The organism is Mycobacterium sp. NGS45 (genome assembly GCF_059812645.1).
This window is the reverse complement of the sequence record NZ_JCALDB010000007.1, coordinates 16,752-38,188: the sequence shown is the minus strand read 5'-3', so window position 1 is coordinate 38,188 and position 21,437 is coordinate 16,752. Positions and strand designations below refer to the sequence as shown.

18 protein-coding genes are annotated in these 21,437 nt (G+C 69.6%); 11 read left to right on the top strand and 7 right to left on the bottom strand.

Features of this window, described 5'->3' with window-relative positions; all coding sequences use genetic code 11:
- Positions 1-3 precede the first annotated feature (3 nt).
- Positions 4-756, bottom strand: a complete 753-nt coding sequence (locus tag AC5Y3P_RS08295; RefSeq protein ID WP_500045423.1) for a hypothetical protein — start codon at positions 754-756, stop codon at positions 4-6.
- A gap of 247 nt (positions 757-1,003) precedes the next feature.
- Here AC5Y3P_RS08295 and AC5Y3P_RS08290 point away from each other — a divergent pair, with 247 nt between their 5' ends.
- On the top strand, positions 1,004-1,270 hold the full coding sequence (locus AC5Y3P_RS08290; RefSeq protein ID WP_500045422.1) for a DUF3107 domain-containing protein: 267 nt from the start codon (positions 1,004-1,006) through the stop codon (positions 1,268-1,270).
- Positions 1,271-1,414: 144 nt separating this feature from the next.
- Here AC5Y3P_RS08290 and fasR read toward each other — a convergent pair whose 3' ends face one another.
- On the bottom strand, positions 1,415-2,101 hold the full coding sequence (fasR, locus tag AC5Y3P_RS08285) for an HTH-type transcriptional activator FasR (RefSeq protein WP_500045421.1): 687 nt from the start codon (positions 2,099-2,101) through the stop codon (positions 1,415-1,417).
- Positions 2,102-2,247: 146 nt separating this feature from the next.
- On the opposite strand from fasR, the gene AC5Y3P_RS08280 reads away from it, so the two are divergent.
- The 3 genes from AC5Y3P_RS08280 (at position 2,248) to AC5Y3P_RS08270 (ending at position 5,468) form a co-directional block, all read left to right on the top strand.
- Complete coding sequence (locus AC5Y3P_RS08280) at positions 2,248-3,300, top strand: DUF3152 domain-containing protein (RefSeq protein ID WP_500045420.1); 1,053 nt, start codon at positions 2,248-2,250, stop codon at positions 3,298-3,300.
- Between the two features lie 78 nt (positions 3,301-3,378).
- Positions 3,379-4,554, top strand: coding sequence for an adenylyltransferase/sulfurtransferase MoeZ (moeZ, locus tag AC5Y3P_RS08275; RefSeq protein ID WP_500045419.1), 1,176 nt, complete (start codon positions 3,379-3,381; stop codon positions 4,552-4,554).
- A gap of 59 nt (positions 4,555-4,613) precedes the next feature.
- Positions 4,614-5,468, top strand: coding sequence for a TIGR02569 family protein (locus tag AC5Y3P_RS08270; RefSeq protein WP_500045418.1), 855 nt, complete (start codon positions 4,614-4,616; stop codon positions 5,466-5,468).
- A 74-nt stretch (positions 5,469-5,542) separates the two neighbouring features.
- Here the strand turns inward: AC5Y3P_RS08270 and AC5Y3P_RS08265 are convergent, their stop codons facing one another.
- Both AC5Y3P_RS08265 and AC5Y3P_RS08260 read right to left on the bottom strand, forming a co-directional pair.
- Entirely contained in the window at positions 5,543-5,848 is a 306-nt protein-coding gene (locus AC5Y3P_RS08265; protein WP_500045417.1) for an MGMT family protein, read from the bottom strand.
- Between the two features lie 2 nt (positions 5,849-5,850).
- Positions 5,851-6,654 carry an alpha/beta hydrolase gene (locus AC5Y3P_RS08260; protein WP_500045416.1) on the bottom strand — a complete coding sequence of 268 codons (804 nt, stop codon included), beginning with the start codon at positions 6,652-6,654 and terminating at the stop codon, positions 5,851-5,853.
- Between the two features lie 56 nt (positions 6,655-6,710).
- On the opposite strand from AC5Y3P_RS08260, the gene AC5Y3P_RS08255 reads away from it, so the two are divergent.
- From AC5Y3P_RS08255 to nudC, 4 genes are read left to right on the top strand one after another with little or no spacing between them, the layout of a single operon-like run.
- Positions 6,711-9,866 (top strand): PD-(D/E)XK nuclease family protein, encoded by a 3,156-nt coding sequence (locus AC5Y3P_RS08255; protein WP_500045415.1) that lies wholly within the window; start codon positions 6,711-6,713, stop codon positions 9,864-9,866.
- The gene (locus tag AC5Y3P_RS08250) at positions 9,863-13,192 is read left to right on the top strand and encodes an ATP-dependent helicase (RefSeq protein WP_500045414.1); all 3,330 of its coding nucleotides are present in this window, start codon (positions 9,863-9,865) and stop codon (positions 13,190-13,192) included. The genes AC5Y3P_RS08255 and AC5Y3P_RS08250 overlap by 4 nt, the downstream gene beginning before the upstream one ends.
- Before the next feature lie 47 nt (positions 13,193-13,239).
- Positions 13,240-14,322: a potassium channel family protein gene (locus AC5Y3P_RS08245; protein ID WP_500045413.1), complete on the top strand. Its 1,083-nt coding sequence runs from the start codon at positions 13,240-13,242 to the stop codon at positions 14,320-14,322.
- Positions 14,315-15,247: an NAD(+) diphosphatase gene (gene nudC / locus AC5Y3P_RS08240; protein WP_500045412.1), complete on the top strand. Its 933-nt coding sequence runs from the start codon at positions 14,315-14,317 to the stop codon at positions 15,245-15,247. Before AC5Y3P_RS08245 ends, nudC begins: the two co-directional genes overlap by 8 nt.
- 58 nt (positions 15,248-15,305) lie before the next feature.
- Here the strand turns inward: nudC and AC5Y3P_RS08235 are convergent, their stop codons facing one another.
- On the bottom strand, positions 15,306-15,554 hold the full coding sequence (locus tag AC5Y3P_RS08235; RefSeq protein ID WP_500045411.1) for a mycoredoxin: 249 nt from the start codon (positions 15,552-15,554) through the stop codon (positions 15,306-15,308).
- A gap of 38 nt (positions 15,555-15,592) precedes the next feature.
- Here AC5Y3P_RS08235 and AC5Y3P_RS08230 point away from each other — a divergent pair, with 38 nt between their 5' ends.
- The 3 genes from AC5Y3P_RS08230 to AC5Y3P_RS08220 all read left to right on the top strand — a co-directional run bounded on the left by AC5Y3P_RS08230 (position 15,593) and on the right by AC5Y3P_RS08220 (position 18,977).
- Positions 15,593-17,680, top strand: coding sequence for an ATP-dependent DNA helicase UvrD2 (locus AC5Y3P_RS08230; protein WP_500045410.1), 2,088 nt, complete (start codon positions 15,593-15,595; stop codon positions 17,678-17,680).
- A 593-nt stretch (positions 17,681-18,273) separates the two neighbouring features.
- Positions 18,274-18,579 (top strand): hypothetical protein, encoded by a 306-nt coding sequence (locus AC5Y3P_RS08225; protein WP_500045409.1) that lies wholly within the window; start codon positions 18,274-18,276, stop codon positions 18,577-18,579.
- Positions 18,580-18,704: 125 nt separating this feature from the next.
- Positions 18,705-18,977, top strand: coding sequence for a WhiB family transcriptional regulator (locus AC5Y3P_RS08220; protein ID WP_500045408.1), 273 nt, complete (start codon positions 18,705-18,707; stop codon positions 18,975-18,977).
- A 173-nt stretch (positions 18,978-19,150) separates the two neighbouring features.
- Here the strand turns inward: AC5Y3P_RS08220 and AC5Y3P_RS08215 are convergent, their stop codons facing one another.
- Both AC5Y3P_RS08215 and AC5Y3P_RS08210 read right to left on the bottom strand, forming a co-directional pair.
- Positions 19,151-20,485 carry a macrolide-binding ATPase MABP-1 gene (locus AC5Y3P_RS08215; RefSeq protein WP_500045407.1) on the bottom strand — a complete coding sequence of 445 codons (1,335 nt, stop codon included), beginning with the start codon at positions 20,483-20,485 and terminating at the stop codon, positions 19,151-19,153.
- A 59-nt stretch (positions 20,486-20,544) separates the two neighbouring features.
- On the bottom strand, positions 20,545-21,405 hold the full coding sequence (locus AC5Y3P_RS08210; protein WP_500045406.1) for a cyclodehydratase: 861 nt from the start codon (positions 21,403-21,405) through the stop codon (positions 20,545-20,547).
- Between the last annotated feature and the right edge of the window lie 32 nt (positions 21,406-21,437).

Below are 21,437 nucleotides of genomic sequence, written 5' to 3'. Positions count from 1 at the left end.
GCACTACTTGGTGCAGGTGGTGATCATCGTGTTGTTGGCCTGCTCGACCAGCACCGCGCCGTTGCCGTCGTTGACCACGCAGTTCAGATGACCCTGCACGCTGGTGGCGGTCACCGACTTGATCTCCACTCCGGGGTTGAGCACCAGGGTCTTGGTCCAGGGCAGCGCCACGTTCAACTCGGTGCGCGGCAGGCCCTGCTCATCGGTGTAGATGATGGTCACCAGGTCGAACAGCGGGCGATCACCGGTCACGGTGTAGGTGATGGTGCGCTCCGGGGTCACCTCGCCGACCGGCGGAGGCGGCGGCTCGGCAACCACCGACGGCTGCGACGGCGTCACCGTCACCACCGTCTCGGGGGACAGATCCTCGGGTGGCACGGCCGGCGCCGGCGGTGGGACGGTGGCGCTCACGGTGCGCGGCGCGCTGGTCGGTGCGGAATCCTGCGCGACGGCGTCGTCCTCGGCGGCTGAGCTGGTCTCGGTCGACGACGCCGTACTGGTGGAACTGTCGGAGTTGATCACCGAGGCGATCGATACCACGGCAATGAACAACACCACGGCCGCCAACCCGGCGACCCAGCGCCAGCGATGGTCGCGCGGTTCATCGTAATCGTCGTAGTCGAGGTACTCGGTCTCGATCGCGTCGGTGTCGAGACGGTCTTCGGCGCCGAACCCGTCGTCGTAGCGCGGGTGTGCATCGTCGGCGTAGGTGCTGCCACCCCGCGTTCCCGGACCATTCCAGTACGGCCTACTCATCGCGCCACCACCCGTGCACTAGTTTCACATTGGTCACTTTTGTCACAACTACACCAGAGCCTAGCGGCGCCGCCGCCGTGCGGGCGTGCACCGGCAGGGGTGTGTCGGCGCTCGTGGGCGCGCCATCGTGGCAGTTCGGCACCGTCTTCGCTGTCCGCGAACGCCTGGTGTGACGCGCCGCCGTCCCCGTCTACTAGCCTTCTTGTGGACGTGCGCGCTCGAGCGCCGACGATGGAAAGGGTGCAGCGTGGAGATCAAGATCGGTGTCACTGACAGCCCGCGTGAGCTGGTGTTCAACAGCACGCAGACCGCCGAAGAGGTGGAGAAGCTGGTGACCGCCGCGCTGTCGCAGGACGCCAAGTCTCCCGCGGTGCTCAGCCTGACCGACGACAAGGGTCGGCGCTTCCTGGTGCAGTCCGCCCGCGTGGCCTACGTCGAGATCGGACCGGTCGACAGTCGTCGGGTCGGGTTCGGTGTCGGCGTCGGGCCGGTCACGCCGCCCAAGACCGACTAGGCAAGCTGCGCGGGTCCGCCCCTGAACTGGCGGGCTTGAGGCACCGAAACCCGCGGCCGCACTCGTGAACCGTGAGTTGTTGACGCCGCCACTTGGGCGATGCGTTCACAACTCATCGTTCACGACGGGAAAAGCGTGGAAACGTCAGTTGCGGGTCAGCGGCACGTGCGACAGGCCGCCCCAGATGAACTGCACGGTGCCTTCGACCGCGTCGTCCTTGCTGATCGGCCGGTCGTTGTCCAGCCAATAGCGCGCCGAGTCGACGCTGATGCTGACCAGCCCCACCGCGATCATCCGGGCACGGTGCGGATCCAGCCCCGAATCATGGCTGATCAGGTCGAACACCGCGTCGGTGCAGGCTTCGGTGGCCACCTTGACCTGCGCGGACACCTGCGGTTCGGTGACGAAGTCGTTCTCGAAGATCAGCCGGTAGCCCTGACCGTCGTGCTCGATGAAGTCGAAGAACGCGTGCACGGCAGCCCGCACCCGCTGGCGGTTGTCGGTCGTGGTGCGCAGCGCTTGGCGCACTCCGGACACCAGGTTGTCCACATGCCGGGCCAACACCGCGAGGTAGAGCTCGAGCTTGCTGGAGAAATGCTGATACAGCACCGGTTTGCTGACCCCGGCGCGTTCGGCGATTTCGTCCATACCGGCCGCGTGATAGCCGCGATCGACGAAAACTTCGCTGGCCGACGCGAGTAACTGGCCGCGGCGCTCATCGCGCGGCAGTCGGTTGCCCCGGCGGGGTGTTTCGGTGCCGCGGGCAGCTGCGCGTTCGGTTCGGCCTGCCCGGGCGCCTCGCCGCTCGGTCGTGTTGGCGAGCTCGCTCATCAAGTCCTCAATCTGACGAAATGTGGCGGTAGGCCACCCAACGACAGTACTACCAGCGCCGGCCAAACCCACGACGGCGCGAGCGCACACGTGCTGCCCGGGCGTGCCGAGAGCCCCTGAGCTGCAGCGTGTGCCATCCTTGGTCGGTGACCTACGACCCTGGGCGTCGCGGGGAAAGTCGCGTGCCAGTGCTGCGCAGCGAGTGGCATGAGCCGCTGCGTGCCTTGCGCGACCCCACCGCAGCCGGCCCGGGGCGACCTCGCGCCAACCGCGATGACCACCGCCAGTGGCGCAAGCAGACCTGGCTGGGCCGGTTCGTCAGCACCTACGGCTGGCGCGCCTACGCTTTGCCGGTCCTGGCCGTGGTGACCATCGTGGTGCTCTATCAGACCGTCACCGGAACCAGCGCCTCGACGACCGAAACCGACCCGATGGCCGTCGAGGGCCCGCCGACCATCGGCACCCAGGGCACCACGATCATCGGCGCCCCGCCCCGCGGTCTGACGCAGTTCGACGCCGACCTGCCGACCGGGGTGTTGCCCACCCAGGGCGGCGCGTTCACCGAGGCCGGCAACAAGACCTGGCGCACCGTCCCGGGTGTCGATCCGCAGGTGGGTGAGGGCACCGCCCGGACTTTCCGCTACACCGTGGAGATCGAGGACGGTCTGGACACCACGCCCTACGGCGGCGACGATTCGTTTGCCCGGATGGTCAGTGAGACCCTGGGCAACCCGAAGAGCTGGATCCACAACCCGCAGTTCGGCTTCCAGCGCATCGATGCCGGCGCCGACACCGAACCCGACTTCCGGGTGTCGTTGACCTCACCGATGACGGTGCGTGAGGGCTGCGGCTACGAAATCGAGCTCGAGGCATCGTGTTTCAACTCGGCCTACCATCCGGTCGACGGCGGCGAGTCGGTGCCGCGGGTGTTCATCAACGAGGCGCGCTGGGTGCGCGGGGCGGTGCCGTTCCAGGGCGACATCGGCTCCTATCGGCAGTACTTGATCAACCACGAAGTGGGTCACGCCATCGGTTACTCGCACCATGAGCCGTGCGAGGAGAACGGCGCCCTGGCTCCGGTGATGATGCAGCAGACGTTCACCACCTCCAATGACGACGCCGCCAAGTTCGACCCGGACTGGGTGCAGACCGACGGCAAGACCTGCCGGTTCAATCCCTGGCCGTATCCGATCGCGTAGCCGGTCGCGGCCCTCTCTGGCCGGCATTTGACAGAATCGAAGGTGAACGCGAGTTCGCAATCGAGGAGGTCAGCGCACGTGAGCAGTTTGCCGCCCCTGGTGGCCCCGGCCGCCGAGTTGACCAAGGCCGAGGTGGCTCGCTACAGCCGGCACCTGATCCTGCCGAACCTCGGCCTGGAAGGTCAGAAGCGGCTGAAGAACGCCCGGGTGCTGGTGATGGGTGCCGGCGGACTGGGCTCACCGGCGTTGCTCTATCTGGCTGCCGCCGGGGTGGGCCGACTCGGCATCGTCGACTTCGACGTCGTCGACGAATCCAACCTGCACCGGCAGATCATCCACGGACAATCCGACGTCGGGCGCTCCAAGGCGCAGAGCGCACGCGACTCGATCCGCGAGATCAACCCGTACGTCGACGTCGTCCTGCATGAGGTCCGCCTGACTTCCGACAACGCGGTCGAGGTGTTCAGCGACTACGACGTGATCCTGGACGGCACCGACAACTTCGCCACCCGCTATCTGGTCAACGACGCGGCCGCGCTGGCGCACAAACCGTACGTGTGGGGTTCGATCTTCCGGTTCTCCGGCCAGATCGCGGTGTTCTGGGAGGACGCGCCGGACGGCCGGGCGGTCAATTACCGCGACCTGTATCCGGAACCGCCCGAGCCGGGCACGGTGCCGTCCTGCGCTGAGGGCGGTGTGCTGGGAATCCTGTGCGCGTCGGTGGCGGCGGTGATGGGTACCGAGGCGATCAAGTTGATCACCGGTATCGGGGATTCGTTGTTGGGCCGGGTGATGATTTACGACGCGCTGGCCATGAGCTATCGCACCATCAACATCCGCAAGGCGCCGAACGCCCCGAAGATCACCGAGCTGATCGACTACGACGACTTCTGCGGCGTGGTCTCCGAACCGGCCGCCGCGGCCGGCGCGGATGCCACCATCACGCCGGCCGAGCTGCGTGCGTTGCTGGATTCGGATGCCAAGGTCGCGGTGATCGACGTGCGGGAACAGATCGAGTGGGACATCAACCACATCGAGGGTGCCGAACTGATTCCGCTGTCGAGTCTGGAATCCGGTGCGGGCCTGACCAAGCTGCCGATGGATCGCAAGGCGGTGCTGTACTGCAAGACCGGCGTGCGTTCGGCCGAGGCGTTGGCCACGGTCAAGCAGGCCGGCTTTGCTGACGCCGTGCACCTGCAGGGCGGGATCGCGGCCTGGGCGCGCCAGATCGAGCCCGACATGGTGATGTACTGAGTTGCGACACAGCCGTTCGGCGAACCGGTCCGGCGGGCTCTCGACGCTAGGGTGACGGTGTGACCGTCGAATCGCCGCCTGCCCATGTGATGGCGGCCTTCGGGCTTTCCGGTGTGCAACCGGCGCCGTTGGGTGCCGGCTGGGAAGGCGGTTGGCGCTGCGGCGAGGTGGTGCTGTCGCTGGTCGCCGACCACGCCCGCGCGGCCTGGTCGGCCAAGGTCCGCGAAACCCTGTTCGTTGACGGCATTCGACTGGCCCGGCCGGTGCGCTCCACCGACGGACGCTATGTGGTGTCGGGGTGGCGCGCGGACACCTACGTCGCCGGCACCCCCGAACCCCGGCACGACGAAGTCGTTTCGGCTGCCGTGCGACTGCACGAGGCCACCGCCAAGCTGGAACGGCCCCGGTTCCTGACCCAACCCCCGGTCGCGCCGTGGGCCGACGTCGACGTGTTCATCGCCGCCGACCGCGCCGCCTGGGAGGACCGCCCACTGCATTCGCTGCCCTCGGGTGCGCGCCTGGCGCCGGGTTCACCCGACTCGGAACGGTCCATCGATCTGCTCAACCAGTTGGCACAGCTGCGCAAACCCACCAAGAGCCCGAATCAGTTGGTGCACGGCGACTTGTACGGCACGGTGCTCTTCGCCGGCACCGCGGCACCGGGCATCACCGACATCACACCGTACTGGCGGCCGGCGGCCTGGGCGGCCGGCGTCGTCGTCGTCGATGCGCTGTCCTGGGGTGAGGCCGACGACGGTCTGGTCGAGCGGTGGGAGGCGCTGCCGGAATGGCCGCAGATGTTGTTGCGGGCGTTGATGTTCCGGATCGCCGTACATGCACTGCACCCGCGGGCCACCGCGTCGGCGTTCCCGGGCCTGGCCAAGACCGCCGCGCTGGTCCGGCTCTCGCTCTAGTCAACTTGCGTTGAGTTAGCGTCTAGGTAGCCGATTTCGCGAAAACACCTACCTCAGTACTAAGTCAACGCCAATCAGAACACGTGCCGCACCGAGTCCGGTCCGCGCAGCGGTATCCGGCCGTCGACCGCCAGCACACCTTCGGCGCGTAGCCGTTCCAACTGTCGTGACGCCAGATGCGCTGCCGGCCGACCCGACGCCGGGACCACCCGATGCCAGGGGAGGTCCGAGGAATCGGTACGCATGATCCAGCCCACGATCCGCGGGCTGGAAAGCTCTGCCGCCGAGGCGATGTCGCCGTAGGTGGCGACCTTGCCCGACGGGATCGACGCCACCAGCGCGCGGACCAACTCGACCTGCTCGTCGGAGACCCGCGCCATCGTCAACTCGCTGTGCGTTGCAGCGCCGCGCGGATCACCTCGGCGGTCTCGGCCGGCTTGGCGTGCGGCACCATGTGCTCGCATTCGAACTCGGTCACGACGAGATTCTCCCCGAGCCGGCCGCGCAGGGCATCCACCAGGGCGGCGTCGACATACGGCGGTGAGGTCCAGTTCGCGCGCACCACAACGGTGTGGATCCCGTTGGGCGGCAACACCACAGCGCGGGACAGCTCGCTCCAGTAGGACATCATCGCCGGCACGCAGATCCGCCAGCCGAACCGGCCGTTGGGCAGCGCGACCAGATGTTCATCGAGGTCTTTGTCCAGCGCGGCCGGATCGACGTCGGCCCACGAGCCGGTGCGTTTGGCCTCCCGGGCTTCGTCGCGGTCGGTGTAGTCCGGGTCGGCCAGCATCGCGTCGGCGATCTCACGCATCCAGTCCCCGTCCAGCCCGACCGCGGGGTCCAGCAGCACCAACGCCGCCACCAGATCCGGGCGGGCCGCGGCCAACTGCAGCGCCACCGCACCGCCGAATGAATGTGCCACCACCACAACGGGTTCGTCGGCACCGTTGCCGTTGTCGTCGAGCAGCTGAGCCAATGCCGCCACGTTGGCCTCGATGGTCCACGGCGCCGACCAGCTGGAGCGGCCGTGCCCCACCAGGTCGGGGGCCAGTACGCGTACGCCGGGCAGATACTCGGTGGACAGCTGCTCCCAGCGTTGGCCGTGCCCGGTCAGGCCGTGCAGCGCCAACACCTGGGCCGGTCCGGACGGGCCGTATCGATGAACGTGCAAGCAGTGCGTCACGACGTCGATCGTGCCAGGTACCCGAACTTGTCGTACCCCCGTGGTGTCATGCCGATATGACCACCGCACACACCGCGCCCGCCCGGATCGCGGCCCGCTGCTGGCAGCCGGCCGCGGCGACGCTGCTGGATCCGCAGTGCCGCGGCACCGTACGGCTGCTCGGCGGCCCGGGCACCGGGGTCACCAGCCTGCTGGTGGACGTGGCGGCCGCGCGGATCGGTGCCGGGGTGGACCCGGACTCGGTGCTGCTGCTGACCGGCGGTGGCAAGCTACGCACCCAGACCCGCAGCGCGTTGACCACGGCCCTGCTGGACGCCGGACCGGACGGTGCGGTGGTGCGGGCGCCGCTGGTGCGTTCGGTGCACGCCTACGCGTTCGCGGTGCTGCGGCTGGCCGCCGCCCGGGCCGGGGACCCGCCGCCGCGGCTGATCACCAGCGCCGAGCAGGACGGCATCATCCGGGAACTGCTGGCCGGTGACGTCGAGGACGGTGCCGCCGGGTGGCCGGCACATCTGCATCCGGCGCTGCGCACCGCCGGTTTCGCCACCGAACTGCGGGATCTGCTGTCCCGTTGCGCCGAACGCGGGGTCGACGCCCGCGAGCTGCAGCGGCTGGGTCGTCGGGCCGCGCGCCCGGAATGGACTGCGGCCGGCCGGTTCGCGCTGCAATACGAGCAGGTGATGCTGCTGCGTTCCGCGGTCGGGATGGCCGCGCCGCAAGCCACCGTGCCGGCGTTGAGCGCCGCCGAACTCGTCGGCGCCGCCCTGGATGCCTTCGCGCTGGACGGTGAACTGCTGGCCGCCGAACGCGCCCGGATCCGGGTGCTGTTGGTCGACGACGCCCAGCAGCTCGACCCGCAGGCCGCCCAGCTGGTGCGACTGGTGGCCGGGCCCGCCGATTTGGCGGTCTTCGCCGGCGACCCGGCCCGCACGGCGTTCGGGTTCCGCGGCGCCGATCCGGCACTGCTGGTCGACGACGACGTCCCGGCCATCACGTTGACCACCTCGCACCGCTGTGCGCCGGCGGTGGCCGCCGTCGTCGACGGCCTCGGTCGGGTGCTGCCCGGGCGCGCCGCGCAACCGCGGCTGGACAGTGCGCACACCGAGCCGGGCGCGGTCTCGGCGCTGCTGGCCCGCTCCGAGCACGCCGAAGCCGCGCTGATCGCCGACACCTTGCGCCGTGCGCATCTGCAACACGGTGTGCCGTGGTCACAGATGGCGGTGATCGTCCGCTCGGTCGCGCGCACCGGAGCTGGTCTGCCGCGGGTACTTTCGGCCGCCGGCGTTCCGGTCGCAGCGCCGGCCGCGCACCCACCGCTGGCGGACAACCCCACGGTGCGCGCCCTGCTCACCGTGCTGACCGCGGCCGTGGACGGCCTCGATGCCGAGTCGGCGCTGCAACTGCTCACCGGGCCGATCGGACGCGTGGATCCGGTGTCGCTGCGGCAGCTGCGCCGCGCGCTGCGCCGGATCTATCAGCAGCCCGCGGCCGAAACCGGTGACCTGGTGCGTCGCGCCCTCGACGAGGTCCCGGCCGGGCTGGCGTCGGCCTTCGCCAAGCCGCTGCGCCGGGTCAAGGCAGTACTGGACGCCGCCCGCGCCGATTCCGCCGATCCACGCGCCACGCTGTGGCAGGCCTGGCAGCGCACCGGTTTACAGCGCCGACTGGTGACTGCGTGCGAGCGCGGCGGTGACGCCAACCGGCTGGCCGGACAGGACCTCGACTGCGTGACCGGGCTGTTCGACGTCGCCGAGCAGTTCGTCTCGCGCACCCCGGGCGCCACCGTCAGCGCGCTGGTCGAGCACGTCCATGCGCTGCGGCTGAGCACCCCGGCCACCGAGCCGGTGGTCCCGGCCGAGGAGGTCGCGATCCTCAGTCCGCACCAGGCGTTGGACCGGGAGTGGGATCTGGTGCTGGTCGCCGGGCTGCAGGATGGATTGTGGCCCAACACCATTCCGCGGGGCGGTGTGTTGGGAACGCAGCGGCTGCTGGACGTGCTGGACGGGGTGCCGGCCGACGCCTCGGATCGCGCACCGCTGCTGGCCGATGAACGGCGGCTGCTGATCGCCGCGGTCGGCCGCGCCCGGCATCGGCTGGTGGTCACCGCGGTCGACGGTGACGGCGACGGGGCCGACTTGCCGTCGGCGTTCTTCACCGAAATCGCCCGGCACGCCACCGCCGCCCCGGTGCCGCCGCAGACACCCGCTCCGGTGGCGGCACCTCGGGTGCTCTCGACGTCCGCGGTGGTCGGCCGGCTGCGCAGCGCGGTCTGCGCGCCCGAGGGAGCAGTCGACGAGCAGACCCGGGTGCGGGCCGCAGAACAGCTGGCGCGGTTGGCGGCGGCCGGGGTGCCCGGCGCGCATCCCGATGACTGGTACGGCCTGAACCCGGTGAGCAGCACTGCGCCGCTGTGGGAGGCGCAGCCCGCCGACGGTGCGTTCGCGCCGACGGTGACCATGTCGCCGTCCACATTGGCCATGTTGCAGGACTGCCCGCTGCGCTGGCTGCTGGAACGTCACGGCGGTTCCGGGGACCGTGACCTGCGCTCGGCGCTCGGCACCATCGTGCACGCGTTGATCAGTGTTCCTGGTGCGCAGCAGGATTCGATGCTGGCGCAACTGGACGCGATCTGGGATCGGCTGCCGTTCGACTCGGCGTGGTATGCCCGCAACGAGTTGGTCCGGCACCGCGCGATGATCGAGCGGTTCGTGGCGTGGCGGTACGGCACCCGCGACCAACTCACCGAGGTCGGCACCGAGATGCCGGTCGAGGGTGTGCTGGAAGCCCCCGAGGGCAGCGGCCCGCCGGTGCGGGTCCGCGGCCGGGCCGACCGGGTGGAACGCGACCGGGACGGGCGGCTGGTGATCGTCGACATCAAGACCGGCAAGAGCCCGGTCACCAAGGCCGACGCCCAGCAGCACGCCCAGCTGGCGATGTACCAACTCGGGGTCGCCGAGGGTTTGCTGCCCGGCGGCACCCAGCCCGGCGGTGGCCGGCTGGTCTATCTGGGCAAGCCCAACGCGGGCGGGGCCACCGAACGTGAGCAGGACCCGCTCACCGACGAAAGCCGCGACCAGTGGCGCACCGAGGTGCACCGCGCCGCCGCGGCCACCGCCGGACCGCAGTTCGTGGCGCGGGTCAACCGCAATTGCGCGCACTGCCCGGTACAGTCCAGCTGCCCAGCCCACAACCCCAGCGGAGAACAGGCATGAGTCCGCGCTACACGCCGGCTGAACTCGCCGACGCGCTCGGCCTGCACACGCCCACCGAGGAGCAGGCCGCGGTGATCTCCGCGCCGCCCGGCCCGGTGGTGGTCATCGCCGGCGCCGGAGCCGGCAAGACCGAAACCATGGCCGCGCGGGTGGTGTGGCTGGTGGCCAACGGCTACGCCGCCCCCGCCGAGGTGCTGGGCTTGACCTTCACCCGCAAGGCGGCCGGCCAGCTGCTGCGCAGGGTGCGCTCCCGGCTGGGCCGACTCGCCGGCAGCGGTTTGATCCCGGCCGGCACCGACTTCGGGCCGAGCCAGTCACCGACCATCTCGACCTACCACGCGTTCGCCGGGGCACTGCTGCGCGAGTTCGGAGTGCTACTGCCGGTGGAACCGGATGCTCGGCTGCTCGGCGAAACCGAGTTGTGGCAGTTGGCTTATCAGGTGGTCGCCGGCTACGACGGTGAGTTGGACACCGACAAGGACCCGGCCGCGGTCACCGCCATGGTGCTCTCGCTGTCCGGGCAGCTCGCCGAGCATCTGGTCGACACCGCGCAACTGCGCGACACCCATCTCGAACTCGAGCAGCTGGTGCACACCTTGCCGGCGGGTCCCAACCAGCGCGGCGGGCCCAGCCAGTGGCTGCTGCGGCTGCTGGAAACCCAGACCGTACGTAGCTCGCTGGTGCCGTTGATCGATGCGCTGCATCAGCGGCTGCGAGCCGAGAACGCGATGGACTTCGGCATGCAGATGGGTGCTGCCGCGCAGCTGGCCGAGCGCTGCCCGGACGTGGGTGCTCAACTGCGGCAACGCTTTCGGGTGGTGCTACTCGACGAGTACCAGGACACCGGGCACGCCCAGCGGGTCGCGTTGTCGGCGTTGTTCGGGGGCGGGGTCGACGACGGTCTGGCGCTGACCGCGGTGGGTGACCCGATCCAGTCGATCTACGGCTGGCGCGGCGCGTCGGCCACCAACCTGCCCCGATTCGCCACGGACTTCCCGCTCGGCGACGGCACCCCGGCGCCCACCCTGGAGCTGCGCACCAGCTGGCGCAACCCGCCCAGCACGCTGGCGGTGGCCAACGCGATCTCCGCGGAGGCGCGGCGACGCTCGGTGACGGTACGGCCACTGCAGGCCCGCCCCGACGCGCAGCCGGGCACCGTGCGCTGCGCGCTGCTGCGCGACGTCGTCGCCGAACGAGACTGGGTGGCAGACCATTTCGCAGCTCGCTACGCGCAGGCCGCCGAGGCGGGGGAGACCCCGCCGACGGCCGCGGTGCTGGTCCGGCGCAACGTCGATGCCGGGCCGATGGCCGACGCGCTGCGTGCCCGCGGACTGCCGGTCGAGGTGGTCGGGCTGTCCGGATTGCTCAGCGTGCCCGAAGTCGCCGAACTGGTGGCCATGCTGCGACTGGTCGCCGATCCGGCTGCCGGTGCGGCCGCGGTGCGGGTATTGACCGGGCCGCGCTGGCGTCTCGGTGCCCGCGATCTGGCTGCACTGTGGAATCGCGCCCGCGATCTGGCCGGGTCGCAGGCTGCTCCGCACGAAACGCCGGCGTTGAGCGGAATCGTCGACGACGTGCTGGGCTTCGACGGCCCGTGCCTGGCCGACGCCATCTGCGATCCCGGTGCTGCACAGGACTATTCGGAGCTCGGTCAGCAGCGCATCGGTGACCTGGCCGAGGAACTCATCGCGCTGCGGGGCCGGTTGGACCGCCCGATCACCGAAGTGGTCGCCGAGGTGCGCCGGCTGCTGGGCATCGACGTCGAGGCCCGCGCCGCCCGCGCGGGGGAGACCGGCTGGTCGGGCACCGAGCAACTCGACGCGTTCGCCGACGTCGTCGACGGCTACGCGGCCCGCAGCGCCACCGCGGCCACCGACCTGCCCGGCCTGCTGGCCTACCTGAGCGCCGCCGAGACCATCGAGAACGGTTTGGCGCCGGCCGAGGTGAGCGTGGCCGCCGACCGGGTGCAGATCCTGACCGTGCACTCGGCCAAAGGACTGGAATGGCAACTGGTCGCGGTGCCGCACCTGTCCACTCCGGTGTTCCCGAGCACCACCGCGATGCGCAGCTGGCTCACCGACCCGGCCGAACTGCCGCCGCTGCTGCGCGGGGACCGCGCCGGGCTGGGTGCGCACGGCGTCCCGGTGCTGGACACCTCGACGGTCACCGATCGCCGCCAGCTGTCCGACCTCATCGACGCGCACACCAAACAGCTCAAACAGCGTCGGCTCGACGAGGAACGCCGGCTGCTCTACGTTGCGATCACCCGCGCCGAGGACACCCTGCTGGTGTCCGGGCATCACTGGGGCGCCACCGGCCTCAAACCGCGCGGGCCTTCGGAGTTCCTGACCGAGTTGCGCGCCGTGATCGAAGCCGGCGCCGACGGGCGTTGCGGGCAGGTCGAGCACTGGGAACCCGAACCGGCCGCCGGGCAATCGAACCCGTTGTGCGACAACGTCATCGAAGCGGTGTGGCCGCCGCAGGCCAACTCCGCCGCAGACCTGCAGGCCGGCGCGGCCCTGGTGCAGGCCGCGCTGACCGCCCACCACGGCCGCAGCGCGCCGGCCGACCCGGACGCCCGGCAGGGCCCACCGGACCTCGATGACCCGGAAGGCTGGGTTGCCGACGTCGACGCACTGCTGGCCGAGCGGGCTCGCGCCGCCGAACCCGTCGCGCCGCAGTTGCCCAGCCAGCTGTCGGTGTCGGCACTGGTCGAACTGCGCCGCGACCCGCTGGCCGCCGCCCGCAAACTGGCCCGGCGGCTGCCGGCGCGCCCGGACCCGCATGCCCTGTTGGGCACCGCATTCCACGACTGGGTGCAACGGTTCTACGGCGCCGAGCGGCTGTTCGACCTCGACGACCTGCCCGGCGCGGTCGACGGCGACAACACCCCGATCGACTCGGAGGCGTTGTCCGACCTGCAGACCGCGTTCATGGGCTCGCCGTGGGCCGCGCGCACCCCGATCGACGTCGAGGTGCCCTTCGAGATGGTGCTCGGCGGCCGGGTGGTGCGCGGCCGGATCGACGCGGTGTTCGTCGACGACGACGGCGGGGTCACCGTGCTGGACTGGAAGACCGGTGAACCGCCCGCTGACGCCGAAGCGCTACGCCTGGCCGCCACCCAGCTCGGGGTCTACCGGCTGGCCTGGGCCGCGCTGCACGGCTGCGACCCCGCCCAGGTGCGCGCGGCGTTCCACTACGTGCGCAGCGGCGCCACCGTCATCCCGCCGGAGTTGCCCGACCGCGAACAACTGGCCGCGTTGCTGCGGCAACCGGACCCAACACCCACAGGAGATGCTGGCGAGGCAGCCGTCGTGGTTACATGATCACGTGCGACGCGCAGAGTCGAGGACGACGCCGATGACGGGACGCCGTGGCTAGGAATCGGTTGCTGCGCCGTCGGCTGCGCAGCCTCGATGAGGCGTTGACCGCCAAGCCGGACGCCGCGCTGGTCGACTACCTGCGCATCCCGGAGAAGTTCGTCAGCCCGGCCAGCCGCATCTTCCGCCGGATGCTCTACGCGCTGGGCGCGCTGTTCGCCGCGGTGCTGATCGTCTACCTGGAGCGGGACGGCTACCGCGACGTCCAAGGCGAGGACCTGTCCTTCCTGGACTGCATGTACTACGCCACGGTGTCGCTGTCGACCACCGGATACGGCGACATCACGCCATTCAGCCCGAGCGCGCGGCTGGTGAACGTGCTGGTGATCACCCCGCTGCGGGTGGCATTCCTGATCGTGCTCATCGGCACCACCGTGGAAACCCTGACCGCGGCGTCGCGGCAGGCGCTCAAGATTCAGCGCTGGAGGAACACCGTGCGCAACCACACCATCGTGATCGGCTACGGCACCAAGGGCAAGACCGCCGTGACCGCGATGATCGGCGACGACGTGCCGCCCGGCGAGATCGTCGTCGTCGACACCGACCAGGGCGCGCTGGACCGCGCCAGCCAGGCCGGCCTGGTCACCGTGCGCGGCGACGCCAACAAGGCCGACGTGCTGCGGCTGGCCGGCGCGCAGTTCGCCAAGGCCATCATCGTCGCCACCAACAACGACCCCACCGCGGTGATGGTCACCCTGACCGCGCGCGAACTGGCGCCCAAGGCGCAGATCATCGCCGCGATCCGGGAAGCCGAGAACCAGCACCTGCTGCAGCAGTCCGGCGCCGACTCGGTGGTGGTGTCCTCGGAGACCGCGGGCCGACTGCTCGGCATGGCCACCAGCACACCGAGCGTGGTCGAGGTGATCGAAGACCTGCTCACCCCCGACGAGGGATTCGCCATCGCCGAACGCGACGTCGAACCCAAGGAGATCGGCGGCTCGCCGAAGCACCTGGTCGACATCGTGTTGGGGGTGGTGCGCGGCGGCAAACTGATGCGCCTCGACGAACCGGACGCCGACGCGCTCGAGGAAGGCGACCGGCTGCTGTACGTGCGGACCGGGGAGGATCGTGACTGACTTCCGGCTGCGCAACACCCCACTGCTGTCCCGGGTGGGAGCCGACCGCTCCGACCATCTGCGCACCGACATCGACGCCGCGATCGCCGGCTGGGCGCAGGCCGCGGTGCTGCGGGTGGACGGCCGCGGTCAGGTGATGATCGTCGGCGGCCGGGTGCTGCTCGACGACGCCGGCTCGTTCGGTCCGACCCCGCCGCCGGACGCGGTGTTCCTGGGCCGGGTCGAGGACGGCCGCCACGTCTGGGCGATCCGCGCGCCGCTGCAACCCCCGAACGACGGCGCCGACGCCGCCGTCATCGACCTGCGCCAGGCCGGAGCGGTCTTCGACGACGTCAGCGCACAGTTGGTGTCGTCGGCCACCGCGCTGCTGAACTGGCACGAGAATGCGCAGTTCAGCCCGGTCGACGGCGCACCGACCCGGGCCAGCAAGGGCGGCTGGGCGCGGATCAACCCGCTGACCGGGCACGAAGAGTTCCCGCGCATCGACCCCGCGGTGATCTGCCTGGTGCACGACGACGCCGACCGGGTTGCGCTGGCCCGGCAAGCCACCTGGCCGAACCGGTTCTTCTCGCTGCTGGCCGGGTTCGTCGAAGCCGGCGAGTCGTTCGAGACCTGCGTGACCCGCGAGATCGCCGAGGAGATCGGACTCTCGGTCCGCGACGTGCGCTACCTGGGCAGCCAGCCGTGGCCGTTCCCGCGTTCACTGATGGTCGGCTTCCACGCGGTTGCCGACCCGCAGCAGCCGTTCAGCTTCAACGACGGCGAGATCGCCGAGGCCCGCTGGTTCAGCCGCGAGCAGGTGCGCGCCGCGTTGGCCGCCGGCGACTGGACCGACGCGGCCACCTCGGATTCCGAGTTGCTGTTGCCGGGGGCGGTGTCGATCGCCCGGGAGATCATCGAATCCTGGGCCTTCGCCGAGGAGTAGTCGAATATCTGCCGGCCGACCAGTCAGCCGGAGACGACAAGCCGAGCCAGCGTCCCGATCAGCCGGCCAGCTTGGCCTTGACGTCGCGGATGCTGGGGTTGGTGGCGGTGGTCCCGTCGGCGTACTTCAAGGTCGGCACGGTCTGATTGCCGCCGTTCACCGACTCGACGAACTTCGCGGCCTCGGGGTCCTGCTCGATGTCGACCTCGACCCAGGTGATGCCCTCGGCCTTGAACGCGGTCTTGAGTCGGCGGCAGTAGCCGCACCACGTGGTCGTGTACATGGTCACCTGGGGCGTGTCAGTCATGTCCCAATCTTGTCATCCCGCTTTGCAAGGATGTAGCCATGCCCGACGGTCTCGACGACGAACAGCGCGAAGCGGTGCTCGCCGCCCGCGGACCGGTCTGCGTGCTGGCCGGTGCCGGCACCGGCAAGACCCGCACCATCACGCATCGGATCGCGCATCTGGTCGGCTCCGGTCACGTCGCCGCCGGTCAGGTGCTGGCGGTGACCTTCACCTCGCGGGCGGCGGGGGAGATGCGGAGCCGGCTGCGCACCATGGAATCCGCCGACGGTGCGGCAACCCGCGTCGGTGCCGTGCAGGCCTTGACCTTCCACGCCGCGGCGCGGCGTCAACTGTCCTACTTCTGGCCGCGCGTGGTCGGCAACACCAGCTGGCAGCTGCTCGACAGCAAGTTCTCCGTGGTCGCCCAGGCCGCCAACCGGTCCCGGGTCTCGACCAGCACCGACGACGTACGTGACCTGGCCGGCGAAATCGAATGGGCCAAAGCCTCGTTGATCGCCCCGGAAGGCTATGCCGCCGAGGTGGCCCGGCTCGGCCGGGACATTCCGATGAGCGCCGACAAGGTCGCCGCCGTCTACGCCGGCTACGAAAACCTGAAGGCCCGTGGCGATGTCGCCTTGCTGGACTTCGATGATCTGCTGCTGCACACCGCCGCGGCCATCGAGAACGACGCCGCCGTCGCCCAGGAGTTCCGCGACCGCTACCGCTGCTTCGTGGTCGACGAATACCAGGACGTCACGCCGCTGCAGCAGCGCGTGCTGCAGGCCTGGCTGGGCGACCGTGACGACCTGACCGTCGTCGGCGACGCCAACCAGACCATCTACTCGTTCACCGGGGCCACCCCGCAGTACCTGCTGGACTTCTCCCGACGGTTCCCGGACGCCACCGTGGTGCGGCTGGAACGCGACTACCGGTCCACACCGCAGGTGGTGTCGCTGGCCAACCGGGTGATCGCCGCCGCGCGCGGCCGGGTCGCGGGCAGCAAGCTGCACCTGATCGGACAGCGCCCGCCGGGGCCGGAACCGTCGTTCGCCGAATATCCCGACGAGGTCGCCGAGGCCAACGCGGTCGCCAGGGCGATAACCAAGCTGGTCGCCGCCGGGGTCGAGCCCGCCGAGATCGCCGTGCTGTACCGGATCAACGCGCAATCCGAGGTCTACGAGGAGGCGTTGACCGAAGCCAACATCCCCTTCCAGGTGCGCGGCGGGGAAGGGTTCTTCACCCGTCAGGAGGTGCGCCAGGCGCTGCTGGCGTTGCAGCGCGCTGCCGAACGTGCCGACGCGTCTGAGGTAGTCGATCTGCCGGCCACGGTGCGGGCCCTGCTCGAGCCACTCGGGCTGACCGAGCAGCCGCCGACCGGTACCCGGGTTCGGGAGCGCTGGGAGGCGCTGACCGCGCTGGCCGAACTCGTCGACGAAGAAGTCGCCAACCGCCCGAACCTGGATCTGCCGGGTTTGGTGGCCGAGTTGCGGTTGCGCGCAGATGCCCGGCACCCACCGGTGGTGCAGGGCGTCACGCTGGCTTCGTTGCACGCCGCCAAGGGGCTGGAGTGGGACGCGGTGTTCCTGGTCGGCTTGGCCGACGGCACGCTGCCCATCTCGCACGCGCTGGCGCACGGACCCGACAGTGAACCCGTGGAAGAGGAACGCCGGCTGCTCTACGTCGGTGTCACCCGGGCCAGAAAACACTTGGGTCTGAGCTGGGCGTTGTCCCGTACTCCCGGTGGGCGCCAGAGCCGCAAACCGTCCCGATTCCTCAACGGCATCGCGCCGCAAACCGAGCTGCAAGCCGAAAAGCGCGGTTCCCGTCGCCAGCGGGGCGCGCCGAAGCGCTGCCGGGTCTGCAACGCCGATCTGAGCACCGCGTCGGCGACCATCCTGGGCCGCTGCGATACCTGCGCCGGCGATGTCGACACCGACCTGCTGGCGCGGCTCAAGGATTGGCGGCTGCGCACGGCGCAGGAGCTGAAGGTTCCGGCGTTCGTGGTGTTCAGCGATAACACCTTGATGGCGATCGCCGAGACTCGGCCCACCGACGACGCCGGCTTGGTCGCGATCTCCGGAATCGGCGCCCGCAAGCTCGAGCAGTTCGGCGCGGGCGTCCTCGAGGTCGTCCGCGGCGACGGTTGAGAGCTGTAGGCGGTGTCGGTGCCGCGGATTCACTTCGCCGAGTGAGGAATCTCGTACCTGGTGGGCTGTCGAGTGAGGAACCAGGTACGTGGCCCGCTGTCGAGTGAGGAACCAGGTACATGGCGGGCGTCGAGTGAGGAATCTCGTACCTGCTCGCTGCCGAGTGAGGAACCACGTACAAGAAGTGCGAGAAGACCTGTGCGTGACTCCTCACTCGGCGTGGTCGATGTACCTGAGTCCTCACTCGACGCCGTCGATGTACCTGAGTCCTCACTCGGCGCCGTCGATGTACCTGAGTCCTCACTCGGCGTGGTCGATGTACCTGAGTCCTCACTGGGCACGTGCTGAAATACGTCATTCCTCACTCGGCAGTGTCGATTTACCTGAGTCCTCACTGGGCGCGCGCCGACGTGCCGGCCGACGTACCGCACTTCGCACAGGGCGACGAGTCGACGGCTCCGCCCCTCTCCGACCGTCGGAGTGCATCCAAGACGGCAAGAACCCCTGGTCAGAAAATTGCTTGTGAGTTTCACCTTTTAGCGGTTAGCCTCGAACCCGCACTATCCGCGCGTCAACTGAAGGGAGGTCCCCAAATGATTTCAATCGCATCGGGCGTCGTCAGCGCCGAAGCCGTGCGTACCGCAGGGACCCCCCGGGCCATCGGTGCCATTGGCGTTTCCGGCGTATCCGCGGCCCCGGCAGCACTCTTGCCGTTGCCGGTCCACGCCCACGCCGCCGCAGCCCTGGCTCCGGCTGCCGCAGCCCTGGCTCCGGCCGCAGCAGCCCTGGCTCCGGCTGCCGCAGCCCACGCCGGCTGGGCGGGTGCCGCGATTGCCCCGCAGCGCAAGCGCCGCCCCGCCGCCCCGACCGACGCGTTCGTGATTCGAGGTTTCATCTAGGAAACCTGCGAAGCAAGCCAAATGGCCACGGACCGACGTCATCGGATCCGTGGCCATCGTCATTTCGACGCCTGGTCTCGGATCTCAGCAAGCAACTGAACGCCTCGAGATCAGAAAGCAGGTGAATGGACATGTCGGCCCTGACAGTCCGCCAGGAAAAACTGCCGGTGCTGCCGTGCCATGTCGGAGATCCCGATCTGTGGTTCGCCGAGACGCCCACGGATCTGGAACGCGCCAAGCAGATGTGCGCCGACTGCCCGATCCGTCGGCAGTGCCTGACCGCCGCGCTCGATCGCGGTGAACCGTGGGGTGTCTGGGGTGGCGAAATCTTCGAGCGGGGCTCGATCGTGGCGCGTAAGCGGCCCCGCGGTCGCCCGCGCAAGGACGTCGCCGCCTGACGTAAGGCTGTCTGGCGCATTGCCATCCGACGCGACGGCCGCCTCACGCGACAGCCGCCTCACGCCCGCCTCACGGCGAGGGCCGCGACAGCCTGACCCACAACGCCGAAAGCCGGCTCTGCACACCCCGATCCGGGATACCTGCAGAGCCGGCTTTTCGGCGTTCGAAAGAGTTAAGCGCCGGCCTCGACCTCGTAGGCGTCGGCGAAACCGGGCACCATCTCGTCGGCGATCCGTCGAGTCGGCACGTGGGCGTCGAGCTGGCAGGAGATCGCCACCACCGAAGCCATGGTGCGCAGCGGGATGGCCAACTTCGGCGGGATGTCCATCTGCCGGGCCGCCTTGATCTGGTCGGCAGCCTTGTCCAGCTCGATCGACGTCATCTTCTGCAGCCACTTGCGCCGGTAGTGGAACACCGGCACTTCGAGCGGCTCGACGTACTGACGCAGCATGTCGTCGATCTCCCTGGTGGAGACCTGCTCACCCTTTTGGATGAAGCCCACCTTCTCCATGGTCGGCAGCAGCCGGTCGTAGTCCTTCTCGACTGCAAAGCGCAGCATTTGGCCCAGCTCGACGGGCCAGCCGCCGGGCATCGCGGCCACCGCGCCGAAGTCGATCACACCCATCTTGTCGTCCGGCAGCAGCATGAAGTTGCCCGGGTGGGTGTCGCCGTGCACCATGCCCAGCCGGCGCGGCGCGTCGTCGCAGAACTCGAACAGCCGGGTGGCCATCAGGTCGCGTTGCTCCTGGGTGCCTTCCCGGATGATTTGCGACAGGTGAATTCCTTCGATCCACTCGGCGATCACGACCTTGGGCGCGCTGGCCACGATGTGCGGGATCAGGAACTTCGGGTCGCCGTCGTAGGCCTTGGCGAAGGCGCGCTGGTTGTCGGCCTCGAGCCGGTAGTCCAGCTCCTCCTCGGTGCGGTCGATCAGCTCGTCGACCACGCCCTGCACGTCGGCGCCGGGCGCCAGCTGCTTGAACACACCGACCAGACGCTTCATGGTCTTCAGGTCGGCGCGCAGCGCTTCGTCGGCGCCGGGGTACTGGATCTTGACGGCGACGTCACGGCCGTCGGACCAGACCGCCTTGTGCACCTGCCCGATGCTCGCCGACGCGATCGGCTTGTCCTCGAAGGACTGGAACCGCTCCCGCCACTTGGTGCCCAGCTGGGAGTCCAGCACGCGGTGCACCTTGTCGGCCGGCAACGGCGGGGCGTCCTTCTGCAGCTTGGTCAGTGCTTCGCGGTAGGGCTTGCCGAACTGCTCGGGCACGGCCGCCTCGAGCACCGAGAGGGCTTGCCCGACCTTCATCGCGCCGCCCTTGAGATCGCCGAGGACGGTGAACAGCTGCTCGGCTGCCTTCTCCACCAATTCAGCGTTGACCTCGTCTTTCGACTTACCGGTCAACCGCTTGCCGAAGCCTAGTGCGGCACGTCCGGCCATGCCGCCCGCCAGGCCGGCCAACTTCGCATTGCGCGCCATGCCGCCACGCTTGATCTCTGACATGCCTCATATCATCCATGACGCCCGATCCGAGTGGTGCACCGATCTGGCAACAACCGTTTTCAACAACGGCAGCGGGGGTGCCTCGGCCAGTGCCGGGTGGCGATCGAACCTGCCCCGACATCGAGTTCCAGGGTGGTCGACAAAGTGGTCGGCGCGGCCGGTGCGGGCATCGCGTCACCGGCCTGAACCGCCCGAATCACGGTCTGGACCTGGCCCAACGCCAGTGCCGCGGTGGCCAGCACCGTCGGCCGGTCAGCGACGCCGACGGTGTCGCGCAGTTGCGCTGCCACCGCCGGCCAGGCTTCGTCGTGATCGCTGCGGTGAAGTTCGGCACAGTTCAGACAACTTGTCACCCCAGGTATCACCAGCGGGCCCACCAAGCCGGTGCCGTCGCGCACCCGGACCGCCAAATGCGGGACGCGCGCGTCGTGCAGGGCCTCGATCAACCGCGGATCGGTGACCAGGTTGTCGGCCAGCACCACCAGGTCGGTGTCATCGAGGCGGATGGTGGCGTGCAACTGGCTGGTCCGGTTCAGCCGGGCACCGGTGGGGCGCAGCGCGTCGACCAACAGATCCGACAGCGGTCCGCGGCCATGCACCCGCACCGAGATCGCCCGCCCGGCCCGCGCCGGGACCGTCGGGCTGGCCACCCCGGCGGCCACCAGGGCGTCGATCAACGCGGTCAGTTCGTCGACGCTGACCGGTGCGCGCCGGGTCGCCGTGCGATGCAGGTCCTCGACGCCGACCACCGAGCGCATGCTGCGCAGCAATTCGGCCAGATCCCCGGTCGACATGCCCGACGGGGGACGCACCAGCACCGCGCGCCGCGGGTCCCAGCCGATCTGCACGACGCCGTCGGGCCGCAAGAGCACCGGCATGGCCGGATCCAGGCTGTAGCGCGGGGCCAGTCGCGTCGTCATCACCCGATGCTGACAGGACCGGCCGCTACCCG